Raw genomic sequence first — 18026 nt, forward strand, 5'->3', positions numbered from 1 at the left:
TAAATTGAGGTCGATATTTTTTTGTATAAATATTAATGTTTATATAAAAAAAGATAAAATATTAGTAGACAAAATTATAATATATTATTATTATTAACATGATATTTAAATAATACATGTAAAAAATAAAGAAAGAGTGATTTTTATGAACAGACGTTATTATTTCTTAGCCAATTTATAAATAAAAATAAAGGAAAAATAAAGGAGAGTTGACAAATGAAAATTAGCGTCAATAACTTGGCAATAAAATACCAAGATCATTACGGAATAAAAAATATTAGCTGTGAATTAACTGCAGGTAAATTTGTCGCTTTAGTTGGTCATAATGGTTCAGGAAAGACCACTTTATGTAACGCACTCGTAGGGTTATTAGAACCTAGTGAAGGTGATATTAATATTCAGGACTTATCAACTGATAAACAAAATTTTTCTACCATTGGTTTTGCACCACAATCTCAGGTTGTTGATTGGTATTCTAATGTTGAAGCAAATATCATGCTAGGAGCACAATTAGCTCATTTAAAGCCTAATGAAGCTAAGAATCAACTTGACTTGATTTTACGACTATTAGATTTATCAGATTTAAGGGATAGAAGTTTAACTGATTTATCTGGTGGACAGTTGCAACGTGTGCAAATTGCACGTGCAATTGTTCATAATCCATTAATTTATATTTTAGACGAACCTACTGTAGGATTAGATGCACAAAATACTGATAATTTAATGAAGTATCTCGTTAAAGAAGCACAAAGTGGAAAATTAGTAATCGTATCATCGCACGACCTTTTTCTTTTGCAAGAATATGCTGAAGATTTGCTCTTACTAGATGAGGGAAAGTTGATCTACCATGGTTCAATTAATGATTTGCTTAAAGCTAAAGGCAATAGTCGAAAATTTCTCATTACTTTGGACAATGAATATTCAGTTGCTGATGACTTCATGATTAAAAATGATGACGTAATTAGGGTGGAGCATGAATCAGATAATACTTGGCAGCTTGAAGTAAAGCCTGAGGTAACAATTAGTGATCTGATGTTGATGTTTAAAAAAGAAATCAAAGTTACTAGTTGCGTTGAACATGAGAAGACCTTAAAGGAAGTATATCTATCAATGTCAAAAAGGAGTGGTAATTATGAAACCAACTGATTTTAGAAAAAAATCTAACCTAGGACTTTATGGATTAGGGTTACTCATTAAGTATGAAACCAAAGCATTTTTTGAAAATAAGGGTTCAGTATTAAGTTTACTTTTGACACCAATTTTATTTTTTGTATTTATTAGTACAGGAATTAGTAGAATGACGGGTAATGTTATTTATGCTGGCATGAAAGTTTCATATTTAGAATATTCTTATTTAGGAATTATGATTTATCTGGTTCTTGGACAAATGAGTCAGACTATCTATCGGACTACAATTGATAAAAAATATGGTCTGTTAGCACTAAAATTACTTAGTGGTATTAAACCTTTTTACTATGTAATAGGTATGAGTACCTATGCTATGCTTGGTTTATCAGTTCAAATGTTTGCATTAATTATTTTAGCTAACTTTTTTGGCATCCATTACTCTTTGATGAAAATAGGAGTGATGATTGTTATTATCATTTTGACTTTGTTATTTTGGTCGGCCTTAGCGGTTGCTATCACATTACGTATCTCTAATTATCAAGTGAGAGATAATATTCTTTCATTTGTAATCACTCCTTTGAGTTTTACAGCCCCTGTATTTTATGTGCTAGATTATGCACCATTGTGGATGAAATGGTTAGCCAAAATTAATCCAGTTACTTATCAATTAGGTGCACTTAGACAAGGTGTGATGTTGAATCAATACTTTCAGTCAATCATTATATTATTAGTATTTGCACTTGCTGCAACTGCTTTGTCCAGTAACTTGGTTGCTAAATCGAAGTTGAATTTAACTGAATATTAGTTTATACAAAAACAGTAGTAGTTAATTAACTACTACTGTTTTAATTTTGTCATTAAATTATCTTGGTGCCTTCTTTTTCAGCTAATTGTTGTTCAATAGCTGCATGTTTAGGTAATATACCATTTAAGATCATCCCTAAAATAGTTGATAGAGCAACACTAGTTAATTGGAAATTACCTAATTGTAAGTAAGCTCCACCAATACCAACTACCATGATGACAGAAGCAATCAATAGATTTCTCTTTTCACTAAAGTCTACTTTGTCATCAACGAGGATCTTTAAACCGTTGGATGCAATAGTACCAAATAATAGGAAGGAAATACCACCAATAACTGGCATCGGTATTGATTCTATTAGAGCGGCAATTTTTCCAATGAATGAGAAGATAATTGCAAACACGGCAGCACCAGCTAAAACCCAAACAGAGTGAACTTTTGTCATTGCTAAGACTCCAATATTTTCACCATATGAAGTGGTCGGAGGTCCACCGATAAATCCTGCGGTAATCGTTGATAATCCATCACCTAACAGCGTTCTATGTAAACCGGGATTTTTAAAAAAGTCTCGTTTAGTCAGAGAATTAAGAACCATAATATGTCCCATATGTTCTGACATGGTAACAAATGAAATAGGTGCCATTGTTAGAATAGCTGCAGGATATAGTTTAAGTTTATAGGATATAATGGGAACATCAAGAGCAGGGAATGTAAACCAAGCTGCTTTAGCAACCCCACTAAAATTCACAATACCTAAACAACAGGATAAAATATACCCACATATTATTCCTAATAAAATAGATACTAAACTAGTAAATCCTTTGAAAAACATCTGGAAACAAAGTGTTACTACTAGTGTGAAAATGGCAACTAAGAAATAAATCAAATTATATTTCTGATTATGTAACATAGCATCATTTGCTGCCGTTGTAGCTAATGATAATCCGATAACTATAATTACTGGTCCGACTACAATTGGTGGTAAAACTTTGTCTACCCAAGCTGAACCAATTTTGCTGACAACATATGCAACTACCAAATAGACTAACCCAGCTGCGATTGCCCCTTGTGCAATTGCAGGATACCCATCTGCTTTCATTAGTGCTTGCATTGTCGCTATGAAAGCGAAACTGGAACCTAGGTATGCTGGGATTTTAAAATGAGTTAAAATCATGTGAACCAAGGTTCCTACACCAGAAGCAAGTAATGCAATGCTTGGATCCAGTCCTACCAAAATAGGTACGAGTACTGTCGAGCCAAACATCGCAAATAGGTGTTGTAATGATAATAAAACACCTTGTGATAAATTAGGCTTTTCATATACGTCTAGAATGGCATCATCATTATGAAAATTCTCTTTATTCATGCGTAACTCCTATTCTATAGATTATTATACCTAAAAAACCATCTTAGACTGAGTCCAAGATGGTTTTGCATTCAACGGTGATTATCATAATATAAAAGCAAAGCTCCTTCTTGGCCTCACAGGACCAATTTAAAGGTATTAAATATCTACATGTAATTTAAACTATAATAGTTTATAAAGTCAAGTATAAATATAAAATTAATTGATATTTTTAACTACGTTAATGTGAAATAATAATAAATTGATGCCGACCAATGCAGCGGTAACGATAAATAAAACATTGTAATTAAAGAAACCAGCTACGGTTGATCCAACTAAAGGTCCAAAAATATTTCCAATATACATAGCACTTTGATTCCAAGAAAAAATTCTACCAGTAGTTTGGATGGAAGAATTTTTAGCTAGCATTGTTTGCACTTGTGAAAATAGACATGCATCTGAAAAGCCAATTAAGAAACGTAAAACCCCAAGTTGAACAGCATTTGTAACAAAAGCTGTAGTAAAGAAGAAAATAATAGCAGAAATTAGACCACCGATTATGATTTTGTGTGTTCCAATTTTATCACCTAATTCGCCAAAACGGGGTGCAGCTAAAAATGTTGCAACACCAGGCAGTGCAGCGATAATTCCTGCAACAAAAATAGTATTTCCTTGATTATGCATTAAATTGGCTACGTATAAAGCAACTATAGGATTTATTGAGCTATTAGCTGTTTGAATGATGATGGTAGTTAATAATAAACCAAAAATTAAATTTGGTGATTTTAAAGAATTGATAACTTGTTTATTAGTTATAACACTTTGTTTGCTGATAGGCTTAAATTCTTCTTTTACAAATAAAAATGATAGGATGAATGAAATAAATAGTAAGATTCCAGTTAGTAAAAAAGTGAAGTGATATGTAAACATGGATGCTAATAAACCACCCAAAAGTGGTCCTAATAAATTACCAGCAGTAAATGAAGCTGCCATAGTTCCCATAGCTTTTCCAGCTTGATTTTTTGGCGATTCCGTAGCGATTAGTGCATTAGCATTTGAAACAAATCCAGCAAAAAATCCTTGTAACATCCGTAAACAAAAAAGCTGATATACATTAGTTACAAATCCCATGGAGCCAATAGCAATTGCCATTCCAATGGATGAACGTAAAATCATTAATTTTCGTCCCTTTTGATCAGCTAATTTGCCCCACCAAGGAGATACAAGTGCAGAAACAAAGTAAGTTGTGGAGAAGGTAAAACCTACCCAAAAGTTTAATTCTTTATGTGTAAAAGTGCCCAAAGTTTTTATATACAAAGGCAAAAAGGGTAAAGCTTCAGAAAAACCAATACCTGCAATAAAAACAGCAATGGCTAAAACAAATAAATTTTGCCTAAAAATAATTTCTTGTTTGTCCATATAAGACCTCCAATACTAATAAGAAAAGAAGTATGTTTAATTATATGCTTATTACATTTAAATTGCCAATAATAACTATTGCTGATAAAAAATGATAGACAAGATAGTGTATTTATTTAAAAATACTGTAAAATATTAAGAGATGTTTTGATACAGGAGAACTTTTATGAAAAAAGAACAAGAAATAAAGATGCTTAAAGAATTTTCAAATGCCAATTCTACTTCAGGATTTGAAGAGGAATTTGTAAAATTATTTGCAACATATGCTCAAGATATTGCCAATGTTGAGATTGATGGTATGTATAATTTGTATGCTTCCAAAAAAGAAAATCAAGGTAATCGACCAGTTATTCAAATAGATGCTCATTCAGATGCGGTAGGATTTATTACACAAGCTGTTCGACCAAATGGCTTAATAAAGTTCGTTCCTTTGGGTGGTTGGGTTAAATATAATATACCATCCTTAAAAGTAAGGATCCGCAATAAAGAAGGTGAATACATATCAGGTGTAGTTGCCACTAAACCACCTCATTTTATGACTGCTGCTGAGCGAAATACTATACCTGATATTGCAAGCATGTCTATCGATGTTGGTTCTTGCAGCAGAGAAGAGACCATTAACGATTACAAAATTGATACAGGGTGTCCAATTTTTGTCGATGTTGAATGTGCATACAATCCTAAAAATGGTTTGTTCTTTGGCAAAGATTTTGATGATAGATTTGGTGCTGGAGCCATGATTTCTATCTTAGATAATTTAAAAAATGAAAAGCTAGATTTTGATCTCGTGTGTGCATTATCAGCTCAAGAAGAAGTCGGATTAAGAGGAGCATATGTTACTGCTAGGAAAGTAAAACCTGATGTATGTTTAGTTTTAGAATCTTGTCCTGCTGATGATACTTTTGAACCTGAATGGTTATCACAAACAGGTTTAAAAAGAGGACCGATGTTGCGAGATATGGATACTAGTTTTTTGCCAAATCCTAGGTTCCAACAATATGCTTGCCAATTAGCTGATCAATTAAACATCCCTTATACTCGTTCAGTTAGAACAGGTGGCGGACAGGATGGTGCTGCAATTTATTATGAAAATGGTGCTCCAACAATTGTGATTGGAATTCCTGTTCGATACGAACATTCACCTTATTGTTTCTCCGCCTATACTGATTTTAAAGCTAGTGTTGATTTAGCTACTGCTTTAGTTCGTGATTTGACAGTTGAAAAGTTAAATTCATTTAAGTTACAAAGTTTATAAAGTATTGTTATGTAAAAGAAGTTAATTAATTAAAGAATTTCATATTTTTAAAAAGCGAACATTTATAATAGCCCATATTTGAAAAAAACGGATTTATTTTAAAAAATATATGAAAACTATCTAAAGACGTGTATAATAAAACTCGTGAGAAAAAAAGAGAGGGGTACAAGGGTATGTCGTCAATTATTGAGTTTAAGCATGTTAATAAATATTTCGGAAAGTTGCATGCCTTAAAAGATATTAATTTAACAATTGATGAAGGACAGGTGGTTTCAATTATTGGTCCATCCGGTTCAGGTAAAAGTACGTTAATAAGAACTATGAATGGTCTTGAAACAATTGATTCGGGGCAGTTGATAGTTGATGGGTATGATGTAGCGGATAAGCATACTGATATTAATAAAATAAGACGTGATGTAGGTATGGTTTTTCAACACTTTAATTTGTATGAGAATCATACTGTTTTAGAAAATATCACTTTAGCACCTAAAATAGTATTAAAAAGATCTGATGCAGAAAATGAAAAAATTGCAATGGATTTATTAAGAAAAGTCGGATTAGAAGATAAAGCCCAACAGTATCCAAGAAATTTATCAGGTGGACAAAAACAACGTGTTGCTATTGCAAGATCATTAGCAATGCGTCCTAAAGCAATTTTATTTGATGAACCAACTTCAGCTCTTGATCCTGAAATGATACAAGACGTGTTAGATGTTATGAAATATGTTGCTGAACAAGGAATAACAATGGTAGTTATTACTCACGAAATGGGATTTGCACGTGAGGTAGCTAATAGGCTTATTTTCTTTGAAAATGGTCAAGTTCTTGAAGATACAGATCCAGAAAAGTTCTTTGATCATCCAGAAACAGAACGTGCACGTCAATTTTTAAGCAAAGTTATTTCAACGAAGTGAGTAAAAAAATGAAAAAGATTCATAAAATTTTGCTTGCTCCCTTCATTCTATTTTTGTTACTTTTCTTAGGTGGTTGTGGGCAAGCTAAAAAAGTAAATGTATATCAAAAAGTTAAACAAAGTAGAACAATGATATGGGGTACTAGGGCAGATACTAGGTTATTTGGTTATATGGATATCAAGAGCTCTAAAATAATAGGTTTTGAGATAGATATGGCCAAAGCTGTTACCAAGCAAATGTTAGGCAAAGACGCGGTGGCTAAATTTGTGCAAACAACTCCTAAAACGAGAATACCATTGTTGAAAAATCGTAATATCAATGCGATATGGGCTACGATGACGATTACGCCTGAACGAAAAAAGCAAGTTGATTTTGCTAGACCTTATATTGGTGCAGGTGCATCCCTACTGGTACCTAATAATTCAAAAATAAAGGATGTTCATCAACTTAATAATAAAAAAGTGCTAGCTGTTAAAGGAACTACAGCCGTAGCTGATATTAAAAAAGTTGCTCCTAAGGCAAAAGTTTTGGAATATGATGACTATGGTCAAGCTTTTAGCGCTTTAAAAGCTGGTCAAGGAGTTGCATTGACTACTGATAACTGTTTGCTAGCTGGTATAGCTAGTGAAAATCCTGGTTTTCACTTAATTGGTAAAAATTATACCAATCAACCATATGGTATTGCAGTTGACAAAGGTCAAGCTGAGTTAAGAGATCATATTAATAAGGCCTTATTAGCACTTAAAAAGAATGGTACTTATCATCGTTTGCTAGTTAAATGGTTTGATGGAATTCCTGGTTTTAACATTAAGGAGGCTGAAGTTCTATGATCAATATTTTAGTTAATCATTGGCCTCAATTTATGCAGGGCTTGAGTTCAACTATAATGTGTAGTTTGATTGCTATATTTTTTAGTTTGATTATTGGAGTTATTTGTGCTTTGGTAGAGGTTTCTCCGTGCAGAATACCGCATTTAATAGCTCGAATTTATGTTGAGATTTTTCGTAATATACCATTGCTAATTATCGTTATGATTTTTTATCTGGTAGTTCCGCAAATGGGCTTAAAGTTAACAGGATTTGGTGCTGGAACGATTGCATTAACCTTATATACTTCCGCTTTTATTTCTGAAACAGTAAAATCTGGTATTAATTCTATTGGTATTGGTCAAATGGAAGGTGCGAGATCTAATGGTATGTCTTATGTTCAAGCTATGCGATATGTTGTTTTGCCACAAGCTTTAAAAGTTGTGATACCACCTTTGGGCAATCAATTTATCAGTTTGATTAAGAATTCTTCGGTGCTGGCATTTGTTGCTGGTTTTGATTTAATGTATCAGGCCGATGTTATTTCTCTTGCATCTTTTGAGACAGTTAATACTTATATTGTAGTTGGTCTACTTTATTTGGTGCTAACTTTACCTTTAAGTTATTACATGAGATATTTAGAAGAAAAGCTTGCTTAGGAGGGTTATATGGAGACATTTATTCATGCGTATTCTTGGATTAACCTGCGTTTTCTTTTGCAAGGTTTGATGGTTACAGTATATATATCAATAGTTTCTATTATTTTGAGTTTTATCTTAGGATTATTTTTAGGCATAGTTAGATATTTGAAAATTAAAGTGATTTCGCATATTGTGGGATTCATTGTTGATATTTTAAGAAATTTACCTTTGCTTTTGATAATTTTCTTCGCATATTTTGGATTACCACAATTAGGGATTGTAACTAATGTTACCTGTGCCGCAATTATTGCTTTAGTTGTTTTTGAAGGAGCAATGTTAGCAGAAATTGTACGTAGTGGTATTGGTGCAGTTAATAAAGGGCAATTAGAGGGTGCGTTATCTAATGGTATGACATATGCTCAAGCAATGTATCATGTTGTGGTACCGCAGGCATTGCATTTTATGATACCAGCAATCTTATCACAATTTGTATCCTTAATTAAGGACACATCATTAGCTACAATTATAGTTCTACCAGAATTGTTGTATCATGCTCAAATTATATATAGTCAAAATACGACTTATTTACTTCCAATGTATGTGATAGTTGCGTTAATGTACTTTATTATATGTTTTACATTATCATTGATAGCTGATCATTTGCAAAAACAGTATTCAGCAAAATAATTTTGCAAAAAAATACTTCGATATTTTATCGAAGTATTTTTTTACTATTTTGATACTAACAGGATTGAGGTAAATGTATTTTTTAGATTCTTATCTGCTTTAGTTAAAATATAGAATACAATAAAAAAAGCAAGCCTAAAAATTAGACTTGCTTATTTAGTTAATCATGTTTAACTGAGTTTTATACACGAGTAACCTTACCGGACTTCAAAGTACGTGCTGAAACCCATACACGCTTAGGCTTACCATCAACAAGAATGCGAACTTTTTGAAGGTTTGGCTTCCATGAACGTCTAACTGCGTTCAAAGCCTTTGAGCGTTTGTTACCAAATGTTGTCTTGCAACCAGTAATAATATCTTTTGCCATTGTGCTAAACCCTCCTTTAAATGTAGTCATAGTACTTTAATAATTTATCATATATGTGAAACAAATGCAACTTAAGATATTATTTTTTGCTTTTTTTGCTTAAGAATTGTTTTCTGCTATTATAGCTATGTTAAAATGGTTAAGTAAATATATTCTTCAGAAATGGAGGAAAAAAATGGCTGTTAAAATTAAAACAAAATATGGTTTGGTTGATATATCAAGTAATGTCATTTCTACTGTAGTAGGTGGTGCTGCAACCACTAATTATGGAGTTGTTGGCATGGCATCAAAAAATGCATTAAGAGATGGTGCGTTTGCGATTTTAAATAAGGAAAATTATCGCAAAGGTGTTGTTGTTAAGATAGATGACAATCAAATTGTTGTCGACGTTTACATAATTGTAGGTTATGGCTTGAAGATTTCTGAAGTTAGCAGAAATGTTCAGGATAGTGTTAAATATAATCTTGAAAATCTTTTAGGCATTAAAGCTAAAACCGTCAATGTTGTGGTACAAGGTGTAAAAGTTTTAGATTAATATGCTTAACTGGAGGATTAGTAGTGGTATTGAATAATATTGATAGTCAGCGTTTTAAAGATATGGTTCGTGTGGCCACGCATCGTATGGGAAAAAATGCTGAATTTGTTAACAAATTAAATGTTTTTCCTGTTCCAGATGGTGATACAGGAACTAATATGAATTTAACAATGGAAAGCGGTGCAAGAGCCGTTAATGAAAATAATAGCAGTTGTGTAGGCGATTTAACCAAGAGTCTTGCTAAAGGAATGTTAATGGGAGCTCGTGGTAATTCAGGAGTAATTACATCTCAATTATTTAGAGGATTCTATAAAGCTACTGAAAATAAAAAAGTACTAACTGCTCAAGACTTATCTCAAGCTTTTTCTAATGGTGTTGCAACTGCATATAAAGCAGTGATGAAACCAGTAGAAGGTACTATTTTGACTGTAGCACGTGTTGCAGCTGAAAAAGGTGCAAGCAAAGCAAGTGAAACTAATGATGTGATTGCAGTTATGAAAGCAATTGTAAGCGGTGCTAAGGAGGCATTAAAAACGACTCCTGATTTGTTACCGGTTTTAAAACAAGTTGGTGTAGTTGACTCTGGAGGTCAAGGGTTAGTTTTTATCTATCAAGGATTTCTTGAAGGTTTAATGGGTAAAAAAGTAAACGATGCCTTTCAACTTGGTGAAAATGAAATGGATGAGTTAATCAATGTAACTCATCATCAAGCTGAATCTGCACAAGTTCAATTATCTACGGGTGATATTAAAAATGGCTATTGTACTGAGATTATGGTCGATTTGACAGCATCTATAGCAGATAAGAAGAAATTTGATTTAGCAGAGTTTAGAGCATACTTGTCTGAACTAGGTGATTCTTTATTAGCAGTTTCTGATGGTGATATTGCTAAGGTTCATATTCATACTGAATATCCTGCTAAAATTTTTGCATATGGTAAGCAATTTGGAAAACTAGGTAAAATTAAAATTGATAATATGCGAATTCAGCACGAAACAATTGTTGAAAATAGTAAAGAACAAGAAGAAAGTGTAGATTTCGCAGTTATTGCAGTTGCATCTGGTCATGGAATTAGGGATATTTTTAAGAGTGAAGGTGTTAATCGGATTATTTCTGGTGGACAGACTATGAATCCTTCAACACAAGACATTATAGATGCCATTAATAAATCTGGTGCTTCTAAGGCCATAATTTTACCCAATAACGGCAATATTATTATGGCTGCAAAACAAGCTGCAGAAGTTGCTAATATTCCTGTAGGTATAGTACCAACCAAGACTATTTCACAGGGATTAACTGCGATGTTAGCTTTTGATCCTGAAGTTAGTGTAGAAGAAAATGTAACAGCAATGAGTTCTGAGCTTGATACTGTAGTATCTGGTGAAGTTACTAAAGCCATTCGTGATACAACTATAGATGATATTGAAGTTAAGGAAGGCGATTATTTAGGTATCATTGACGGAAAAATCAAAATAGATGATCCTGATATTATTTCTGCTAGCCTTAGAATGATTGAAAATATGTTGGATGATGATAGTGAAATTGTAACTTTAATGTATGGTAGTGATGCTAATGCAACACAGGCTGAGAAAATTGCTGATAAATTGAGAGCAAGCCATGAAGATTTGGAAATTGAAATTCATGATGGTGGACAGCCAGTTTATTATTTCTTGGTATCTGTAGAATAAAATGGGAATAGTTAATTTGAAGGTACTTTTAAACCCTGTTAGTGATTTAGATGGAGTCGGTGTTAAAACTGCTGAAGCTTTATCACAATTAAAAATAAAAACTATATATGACTTACTATTTTATTTTCCGCGTAGATATGATAGTCTAGAAACTTTTCCTTTAAATGAGTTAAAAGATGGTCAAAAGGTTTTGCTGAAGGGAAAAATTGTGACTGATGTTGTAGTTAGCAGATATGGTTATCATAATACAAGGCTAAATTTTAAGATGCAAATTGACCATGATATTATCATGGTCAATTTTTTTAATCAACCATGGTTAAAAAAGCAGTTACAAAAAGGCAATGATATCGCTATTTATGGTAAATACGTGTTAGCTAGTCAAACTTTGAGTGCTTATAAGATTGTTTTGAGAGAGGAGGGCTTTGAACCTGTTTATTCATTAAATAGTCATATTAAGCAAAAAAAATTAGTTAGCTTTATTAGCCAGGCTATAGAAAAATATCTTCCTCAATTACCAGAAGTAATACCGCAATACTTACGAGATAAATATAAATTGTTAGATGTTAAATCAATGATTATTCAAATGCATCAACCTAAGGATCTTCAGCAAGTAAAAGTTGCACAAAGAACAGCCATTTTTTTGGAGTTTTTTGTTTTTCAATTGCAATTATCACAATTATTGTATGCAAATGATCAAAAGAATAGTGGTATTGCTAAAAAATATGATAGTAGTGCAATTAATGAGTTAAAAGAATCTATTAATTTTCAATTATCAGATGATCAAATTCAAGCTATTAACGAAATTTTGGCTGATCTCGCTTCTGCTAAACGAATGAATCGTTTATTACAAGGGGATGTTGGTTCAGGAAAAACCATCGTAGCTGTTTTTGCAATTTTTGCCTGTATTACAGCTGGCTATCAAGTTGCATTAATGGTGCCTACTGAAATTTTAGCCCAGCAGCATATGAATAAAATTGTAGCTATTTTGGAGCCTTTAGGTGTACGTTGTGCATTATTAACTAGTAGCACTAAGTTGAATGAAAAAAAAGAGATCTATCGTGAATTGAAAGATGGAATTATCAACTTAGTAATAGGTACACATGCTATTATTCAAGATCCAGTTATTTTTAAAAAACTAGGATTAGTAATTATTGATGAGCAACATAGATTTGGTGTCGATCAAAGAAAGCAGTTGTTAAATAAGGGAAAAATGGTGGATATATTGGCAATGTCTGCCACGCCAATTCCGCGAACTTTGGCTCTTAGTGTTTATGGTGAAAATAGTGTTTCTGAAATTCATCAGATGCCTCTTGGGCGAAAAAAAGTTATATCTTACTGGATCACATCTGATAGTTTAAGAAAATTATTGACGCTCATGAATGAGCAATTGGAACAAGGATTTCAGATTTATGTGGTAGCTCCACTAATAGCAGAATCAGATAAGTTACATTTAAAGAATGCAGAAACTTTGTATAAGAAAATGGCTCTATATTTTGGCTCAGATAAAGTAGCTTTATTACATGGAAAAATGGCTAGTAGTCAAAAAAGTGACATTATGGATGCTTTTATCCATGGAAGTATCAAAATTTTGATTACAACCAGTGTAATAGAAGTAGGTGTGGATGTTGCTAATGCTAATATGATGATTATTTTTAATGCTGACCATTTTGGCTTAAGTCAATTGCATCAGCTCAGAGGTCGAATTGGTCGTGGTAGCACACAAAGTTATTGTATTTTTGTTAGTGATCCTAAAACTGATAGTGCCAAAAAGCGTCTGAAAATTATAAGTACATGTGATGATGGTTTTGCATTAGCACGTGAAGACTTAAAATTACGTGGTGAAGGTGACCTTTTTGGACAAGCCCAATCTGGTATTCCACAATTTAAATTAGGAGATATAATTAATAATTATAATATTTTTACTACAGCTCAAAAGGAAAGCAAGATTTTAGTGCATCAAAATCCTGAGTTAGTTGGTGAAGAATATGATTTCTTGAAACTATTAATGGAGTATGATGATTAATAAATAAAAGTGAGGTTGACATGAAAAAAATAGCGATTGATGCAATGGGTGGTGAACATGCACCACAAGCTATTGTGGAGGCAGTGCTAAGTTTAGTTAAACAATTACCGCAAACTAAATTTATTTTATTTGGTGATAAAAATAAAATAGAAAATTGTTTAATTGGTGTTAAATGTGAAAGAATAGAAATCGTTAATACTACAGAAGTTATAGATGATAGTGATGAACCTGTGAAAGCCATTAAGCAAAAAGGCGATTCATCTATGGTCGTAGCAGCTAAATATGTTAAAGATGGTCAGGCTGATGCGTTATTTTCTATGGGAAATACAGGTGCATTATTGGCATGCGGTATTTTTATTATTGGTCGGATTAAAGGAGTTAAGCGTCCAGCATTAATGCCTACATTACCTAGTTCATCAAATAAATTGGGTTTTAATATGATTGACGTTGGTGCTAATGCTCAGAGTAAGCCTGAATATTTAATACAATGGGCAAAAATGGCAGAGCTGTATGCTGAAAAAATTCGGAAAATTGCTCACCCTAGAATCGCTTTGTTAAATAATGGTGCAGAATTTGATAAAGGGGATGCTTTGCATCAAGAAGTATATAAAAAATTGTTGAAAGAAGATTTAAATTTTGTAGGCAATATTGAAGGAAATGAGTTGTTTAGTGATAAGGCAGATATTGTTGTGACAGATGGTTTTTGTGGCAATATTGCTCTTAAAACACTTGAAGGTACATCACAAGTTATAGTTCACGAGATGAAACAAAGTTTACTTAACAATGGAATTATAGTTAAGTTAGGTGCTTTATTAGCTAAACATGGTTTGCAAAGTCTAAAATCACATTTTGACGTTGCTAGATATGGTGGTGCTGTTTTAATAGGATTAAACGCACCGGTTGTTAAAACACATGGTAGATCTGATAAACGTCCAGTTTATTATACTTTATTACAAATCGATAAGATGTTAGATGAACATTTAATTGATGAATTCAAAAAATATTTTTTAAATAATAACTAGCATTGTAAGAATAAATAGATTAAACTTTATTTTATTATGGAGGGGATAGTATGTCAGAAGAAGAAATTTTTAATAAAATCGCCAATATTATTGAAGACCGTTTTGAAATTAATCGTAGCAATATAACGCTGAATTTAAATTTTAAGAATGATTTAGATGCTGACTCGATTGATTTTGTTGAATTTGTGATGGATTTGGAAGAAGCATTTGGTGCTGATATTTCCGATGAAGATGCAGAAAAATTAAAAACAGTTGGTGAAGCTGTCAAGTATATTTATCAAAGGCAAAATTGAAATAAATTTAAAAGATTTTAGCAAACTTAAAGAATAATTAATTAAGTTATTGATTTAAGTCTTACTTTTGTATATAATAATAGCAATATTTAAAATCTAATTGACTTTTAATTATATGATACCTATTTATTGAGAGGAGAATGTCTTTTGGAAAAGCAGCGTGATGTATTGTTAGACATCGAGCACTTACATACTGCATATAGATTACAGGGTAAGTTTTATGATGCAGCCGATGATATAAATCTAACGTTAAAGCGAAACGAAATATTAGCTATAGTTGGAGAGTCTGGTTGCGGTAAAAGTACCATTGCTTCAAGTATTATTGGTTTGTATGATCATAAAAATACTAGAGTAACTGGCGATATTATGTACAATGAACTCAATTTATCTGATTTAAACGAAAGTTTATTTAATAAAATTCGTGGAAATAATATTGGTATGATTTTTCAGGATCCACTTGCTTCATTGAATCCATTAATGAGAGTTGGTGATCAGGTTGCTGAAACTCTGTATTATCATACTAAATTAAATGAAAAAGCACGATATGCAAGGGTTATTGAGTTATTTACTCAAGTAGGAATGCCTGAACCTGAGAAGATGTATCGTATGTATCCGCACGAACTATCAGGTGGTTTAAGACAACGTGTAGTAATTGCTATTGCTATAGCATGTAAGCCAGAAATTATTATTGCTGATGAACCTACGACTGCTTTAGATGTTACTATCCAAGCACAGATTTTGGATTTGTTGAAAGATATTCAAAAGGAAATGCAAGCTGGCATTATTTTAATTACACACGATTTGGGTGTTGTTGCTGAAACCGCTGATCAGGTTGCAGTAATGTACGCAGGTCAGGTAGTTGAAAAGGCAGATGTTAAAACTATTTTTGAGCATCCTTTGCATCCATATACACGATCACTTCTTAATTCAATGCCACAGGCTGACGATGAAAAAGAACAGTTACACGTAATCCAAGGTACAGTGCCATCTCTTAAAAATATGCCAAGAGAAGGGGATCGCTTTGCTTCTAGAATTCCATGGATTCCTGCAAGCGAACATGAAGAAAATCCTGTAATTCATGAGGTTGAACCAGGACATTTTGTAAGGTGTACATGTTGGAAGAATTTCCATTTTCAAGATCAAAGTAAGTAGGAGATAATTATGGCTGAGGAAATTATTCAAATAAAAGATTTAAAGGTCCATTATCCTATTCGTTCAGGTTTTTGGAATAGGATAACTGACTATGTGCGTGCAGTAGACGGTGTTTCATTATCTATTAAGGAAGGTGAAACATACGGATTAATTGGTGAATCAGGTTCAGGAAAGTCTACTATAGGTAAAGTAATTGTTGGTGTAGAAGCAGCTACAGAAGGTCAAATCTTATATAAAGGCAAAGATATAACTAAGTCTAGAAATAGAAAAAAGCTTAATTATAATAAAGATGTTCAGATGATTTTTCAGGATTCTATGTCTTCTCTTAATCCTAGAAAAAGAATTGAAGATATAATTGCTGAACCTATCAGAAATTTTGAAAATTTAACAACTGACGAAGAACGTAAACGAGTTCAGGAATTGTTAGATATAGTTGGTATGCCAAGCGATGCTATTTATAAATTTCCACATGAATTTTCAGGTGGTCAAAGACAAAGAATTGGTGTTGCACGAGCAGTTGCCACTAAGCCACGTTTGATTGTTGCTGACGAGCCAACATCTGCCTTGGATTTATCAGTTCAAGCACAAGTATTAAACTTTATGAAACAAATTCAACAACAGTATAATATTGCTTATTTGTTTATTTCACACGATTTGGGTGTTGTTAAACATATGTCCGAAGATATTGCTATTATGCATCGTGGTCGATTTGTTGAAATTGGAAAGAGTGCTGATATTTATAATAATCCGCAGCATATATATACCAAGAGATTGTTGTCTGCTATTCCAATTGTTGATGTTAATCGTCGTGAAGAACATAAGAGAATGCGTCAAAAGGTTGAAAAAGAATTTCAGGATAATCGTGATAAATGGTATGACAAGGATGGTCGTGTATATCCATTACAACAAATATCCGATCGTCACTTCGTTGCATTACCTAAAGATGCTATTAATAGCGAATTAGAGGGGGAAAAGTAATATGTGGAAGACGGTTTTACGACGTATTTTGATTATGATCCCACAATTGATCGTATTGAGTTTATTGGTTTTCGTTTTAGCTAAGATGATGCCCGGTGATCCATTTTCTGGGCAGATAAATCCTAACCAAGACCCTAAGACAATAGCACATTTGAAACAAGAATTGGGATTAAATGATGCCCCATGGATACAGTATTGTAGATGGTTAGGTAATGTTATGCATGGCGACTTTGGTACATCATATATTCAACATGTTGCTGTTACTTCACTTATTTGGGATCGTGCTGTTAATACTTTCTGGTTATCAATTGTTACTGTTATTTTATCTTACTCTATTTCGATACCGCTAGGAATTATTGCTGGTCACCATCAAGATGAATGGCAAGATCAATCTATTCAGATTTTTAACTATATTACTTTTGCAATTCCAGGATTTGTGTCGTTAATTTTGGGATTATGGTTATTTGGTTTTACGCTGGGTTGGTTCCCAATAGCAGGTTCTGTTGGTACAGATTGTGATTCTAGTGTATTTGCATACATTTGGAGTAGATTTTATCATTTGATATTACCAGCTATGTTATGTGCTATTTTATCTACTACTGGTACTGTTCAATATTTGAGAACTGGTATTGTTGATAATAAGGTTGAAGATTATGTTAGAACTGCACGTAGTAAGGGTGTTCCAGAAAAAGTTGTTTTTAACAAACATATTTTGCGTAACTCCTTGTTGCCAATTGCAGCTTTTATGGGTAATACTATTACAGGGTTACTTGCTGGATCAGTAATTTTAGAAACAATCTTCTCATATCCTGGTATGGGTAAGTTGTTCTTGGATTCTATTTCGCAACGTGATTATACGACTTTGACTGCTTTAATTTTACTTTTTGGTGTTTTAACTTTAGTTGGTAATTTATTATCAGACATCATTATGAGTATTGTTGATCCACGTATTAGAATTAAGTAGGGAGGTT

At 32.7% G+C, this 18026-nt stretch carries 18 protein-coding genes; 15 read left to right on the plus strand and 3 right to left on the minus strand.

Annotation, left to right across the window (positions count from 1 at the left end; all coding sequences use genetic code 11):
• Positions 1-216 precede the first annotated feature (216 nt).
• Entirely contained in the window at positions 217-1146 is a 930-nt protein-coding gene (locus HMPREF0520_RS01145; RefSeq protein ID WP_006729067.1) for an ATP-binding cassette domain-containing protein, read from the plus strand.
• Positions 1133-1933, plus strand: coding sequence for an ABC transporter permease (locus HMPREF0520_RS01150; RefSeq protein WP_006729068.1), 801 nt, complete (start codon positions 1133-1135; stop codon positions 1931-1933). The genes HMPREF0520_RS01145 and HMPREF0520_RS01150 overlap by 14 nt, the downstream gene beginning before the upstream one ends.
• Before the next feature lie 52 nt (positions 1934-1985).
• Here HMPREF0520_RS01150 and HMPREF0520_RS01155 read toward each other — a convergent pair whose 3' ends face one another.
• Both HMPREF0520_RS01155 and HMPREF0520_RS01160 read right to left on the minus strand, forming a co-directional pair.
• A complete protein-coding gene (locus tag HMPREF0520_RS01155; RefSeq protein ID WP_006729069.1) occupies positions 1986-3296 on the minus strand; it encodes a solute carrier family 23 protein in 1311 nt (436 codons plus the stop codon).
• Between the two features lie 198 nt (positions 3297-3494).
• Entirely contained in the window at positions 3495-4694 is a 1200-nt protein-coding gene (locus tag HMPREF0520_RS01160; RefSeq protein ID WP_006729070.1) for an MFS transporter, read from the minus strand.
• 166 nt (positions 4695-4860) lie between these two features.
• On the opposite strand from HMPREF0520_RS01160, the gene HMPREF0520_RS01165 reads away from it, so the two are divergent.
• The 5 genes from HMPREF0520_RS01165 (at position 4861) to HMPREF0520_RS01185 (ending at position 8997) form a co-directional block, all read left to right on the plus strand.
• Positions 4861-5949 (plus strand): M42 family metallopeptidase, encoded by a 1089-nt coding sequence (locus tag HMPREF0520_RS01165; protein WP_006729071.1) that lies wholly within the window; start codon positions 4861-4863, stop codon positions 5947-5949.
• Between the two features lie 173 nt (positions 5950-6122).
• On the plus strand, positions 6123-6863 hold the full coding sequence (locus HMPREF0520_RS01170) for an amino acid ABC transporter ATP-binding protein (RefSeq protein ID WP_006733761.1): 741 nt from the start codon (positions 6123-6125) through the stop codon (positions 6861-6863).
• A gap of 8 nt (positions 6864-6871) precedes the next feature.
• On the plus strand, positions 6872-7693 hold the full coding sequence (locus HMPREF0520_RS01175) for a transporter substrate-binding domain-containing protein (protein ID WP_006730965.1): 822 nt from the start codon (positions 6872-6874) through the stop codon (positions 7691-7693).
• Positions 7690-8328, plus strand: a complete 639-nt coding sequence (locus HMPREF0520_RS01180; RefSeq protein ID WP_006729074.1) for an amino acid ABC transporter permease — start codon at positions 7690-7692, stop codon at positions 8326-8328. Before HMPREF0520_RS01175 ends, HMPREF0520_RS01180 begins: the two co-directional genes overlap by 4 nt.
• 9 nt (positions 8329-8337) lie before the next feature.
• Entirely contained in the window at positions 8338-8997 is a 660-nt protein-coding gene (locus tag HMPREF0520_RS01185; RefSeq protein ID WP_006729075.1) for an amino acid ABC transporter permease, read from the plus strand.
• 181 nt (positions 8998-9178) lie between these two features.
• Here HMPREF0520_RS01185 and rpmB read toward each other — a convergent pair whose 3' ends face one another.
• Positions 9179-9364, minus strand: coding sequence for a 50S ribosomal protein L28 (gene rpmB / locus HMPREF0520_RS01190; protein WP_006730994.1), 186 nt, complete (start codon positions 9362-9364; stop codon positions 9179-9181).
• Positions 9365-9539: 175 nt separating this feature from the next.
• Here rpmB and HMPREF0520_RS01195 point away from each other — a divergent pair, with 175 nt between their 5' ends.
• From HMPREF0520_RS01195 to opp4B, 8 genes are all read left to right on the plus strand, one after another.
• Positions 9540-9899, plus strand: a complete 360-nt coding sequence (locus tag HMPREF0520_RS01195) for an Asp23/Gls24 family envelope stress response protein (RefSeq protein ID WP_006730927.1) — start codon at positions 9540-9542, stop codon at positions 9897-9899.
• A 23-nt stretch (positions 9900-9922) separates the two neighbouring features.
• On the plus strand, positions 9923-11587 hold the full coding sequence (locus HMPREF0520_RS01200; RefSeq protein WP_006729078.1) for a DAK2 domain-containing protein: 1665 nt from the start codon (positions 9923-9925) through the stop codon (positions 11585-11587).
• 1 nt (position 11588) lies between these two features.
• Positions 11589-13610, plus strand: a complete 2022-nt coding sequence (recG, locus tag HMPREF0520_RS01205; protein WP_006729079.1) for an ATP-dependent DNA helicase RecG — start codon at positions 11589-11591, stop codon at positions 13608-13610.
• Positions 13611-13630: 20 nt separating this feature from the next.
• The gene (gene plsX, locus HMPREF0520_RS01210) at positions 13631-14632 is read left to right on the plus strand and encodes a phosphate acyltransferase PlsX (protein WP_006729080.1); all 1002 of its coding nucleotides are present in this window, start codon (positions 13631-13633) and stop codon (positions 14630-14632) included.
• Between the two features lie 50 nt (positions 14633-14682).
• Entirely contained in the window at positions 14683-14925 is a 243-nt protein-coding gene (acpP, locus tag HMPREF0520_RS01215; protein WP_006729081.1) for an acyl carrier protein, read from the plus strand.
• Positions 14926-15072: 147 nt separating this feature from the next.
• Positions 15073-16077, plus strand: a complete 1005-nt coding sequence (locus tag HMPREF0520_RS01220; RefSeq protein WP_006730938.1) for an ABC transporter ATP-binding protein — start codon at positions 15073-15075, stop codon at positions 16075-16077.
• Positions 16078-16086: 9 nt separating this feature from the next.
• Positions 16087-17055, plus strand: coding sequence for an ATP-binding cassette domain-containing protein (locus HMPREF0520_RS01225; RefSeq protein ID WP_006729083.1), 969 nt, complete (start codon positions 16087-16089; stop codon positions 17053-17055).
• Between the two features lies 1 nt (position 17056).
• The gene (gene opp4B / locus HMPREF0520_RS01230) at positions 17057-18019 is read left to right on the plus strand and encodes an oligopeptide ABC transporter permease (RefSeq protein WP_006729084.1); all 963 of its coding nucleotides are present in this window, start codon (positions 17057-17059) and stop codon (positions 18017-18019) included.
• The last annotated feature ends 7 nt before the right edge of the window (positions 18020-18026 follow it).

The organism is Lactobacillus iners DSM 13335, assembly GCF_000160875.1.
In the GTDB taxonomy this organism is placed as follows: domain Bacteria; phylum Bacillota; class Bacilli; order Lactobacillales; family Lactobacillaceae; genus Lactobacillus; species Lactobacillus iners.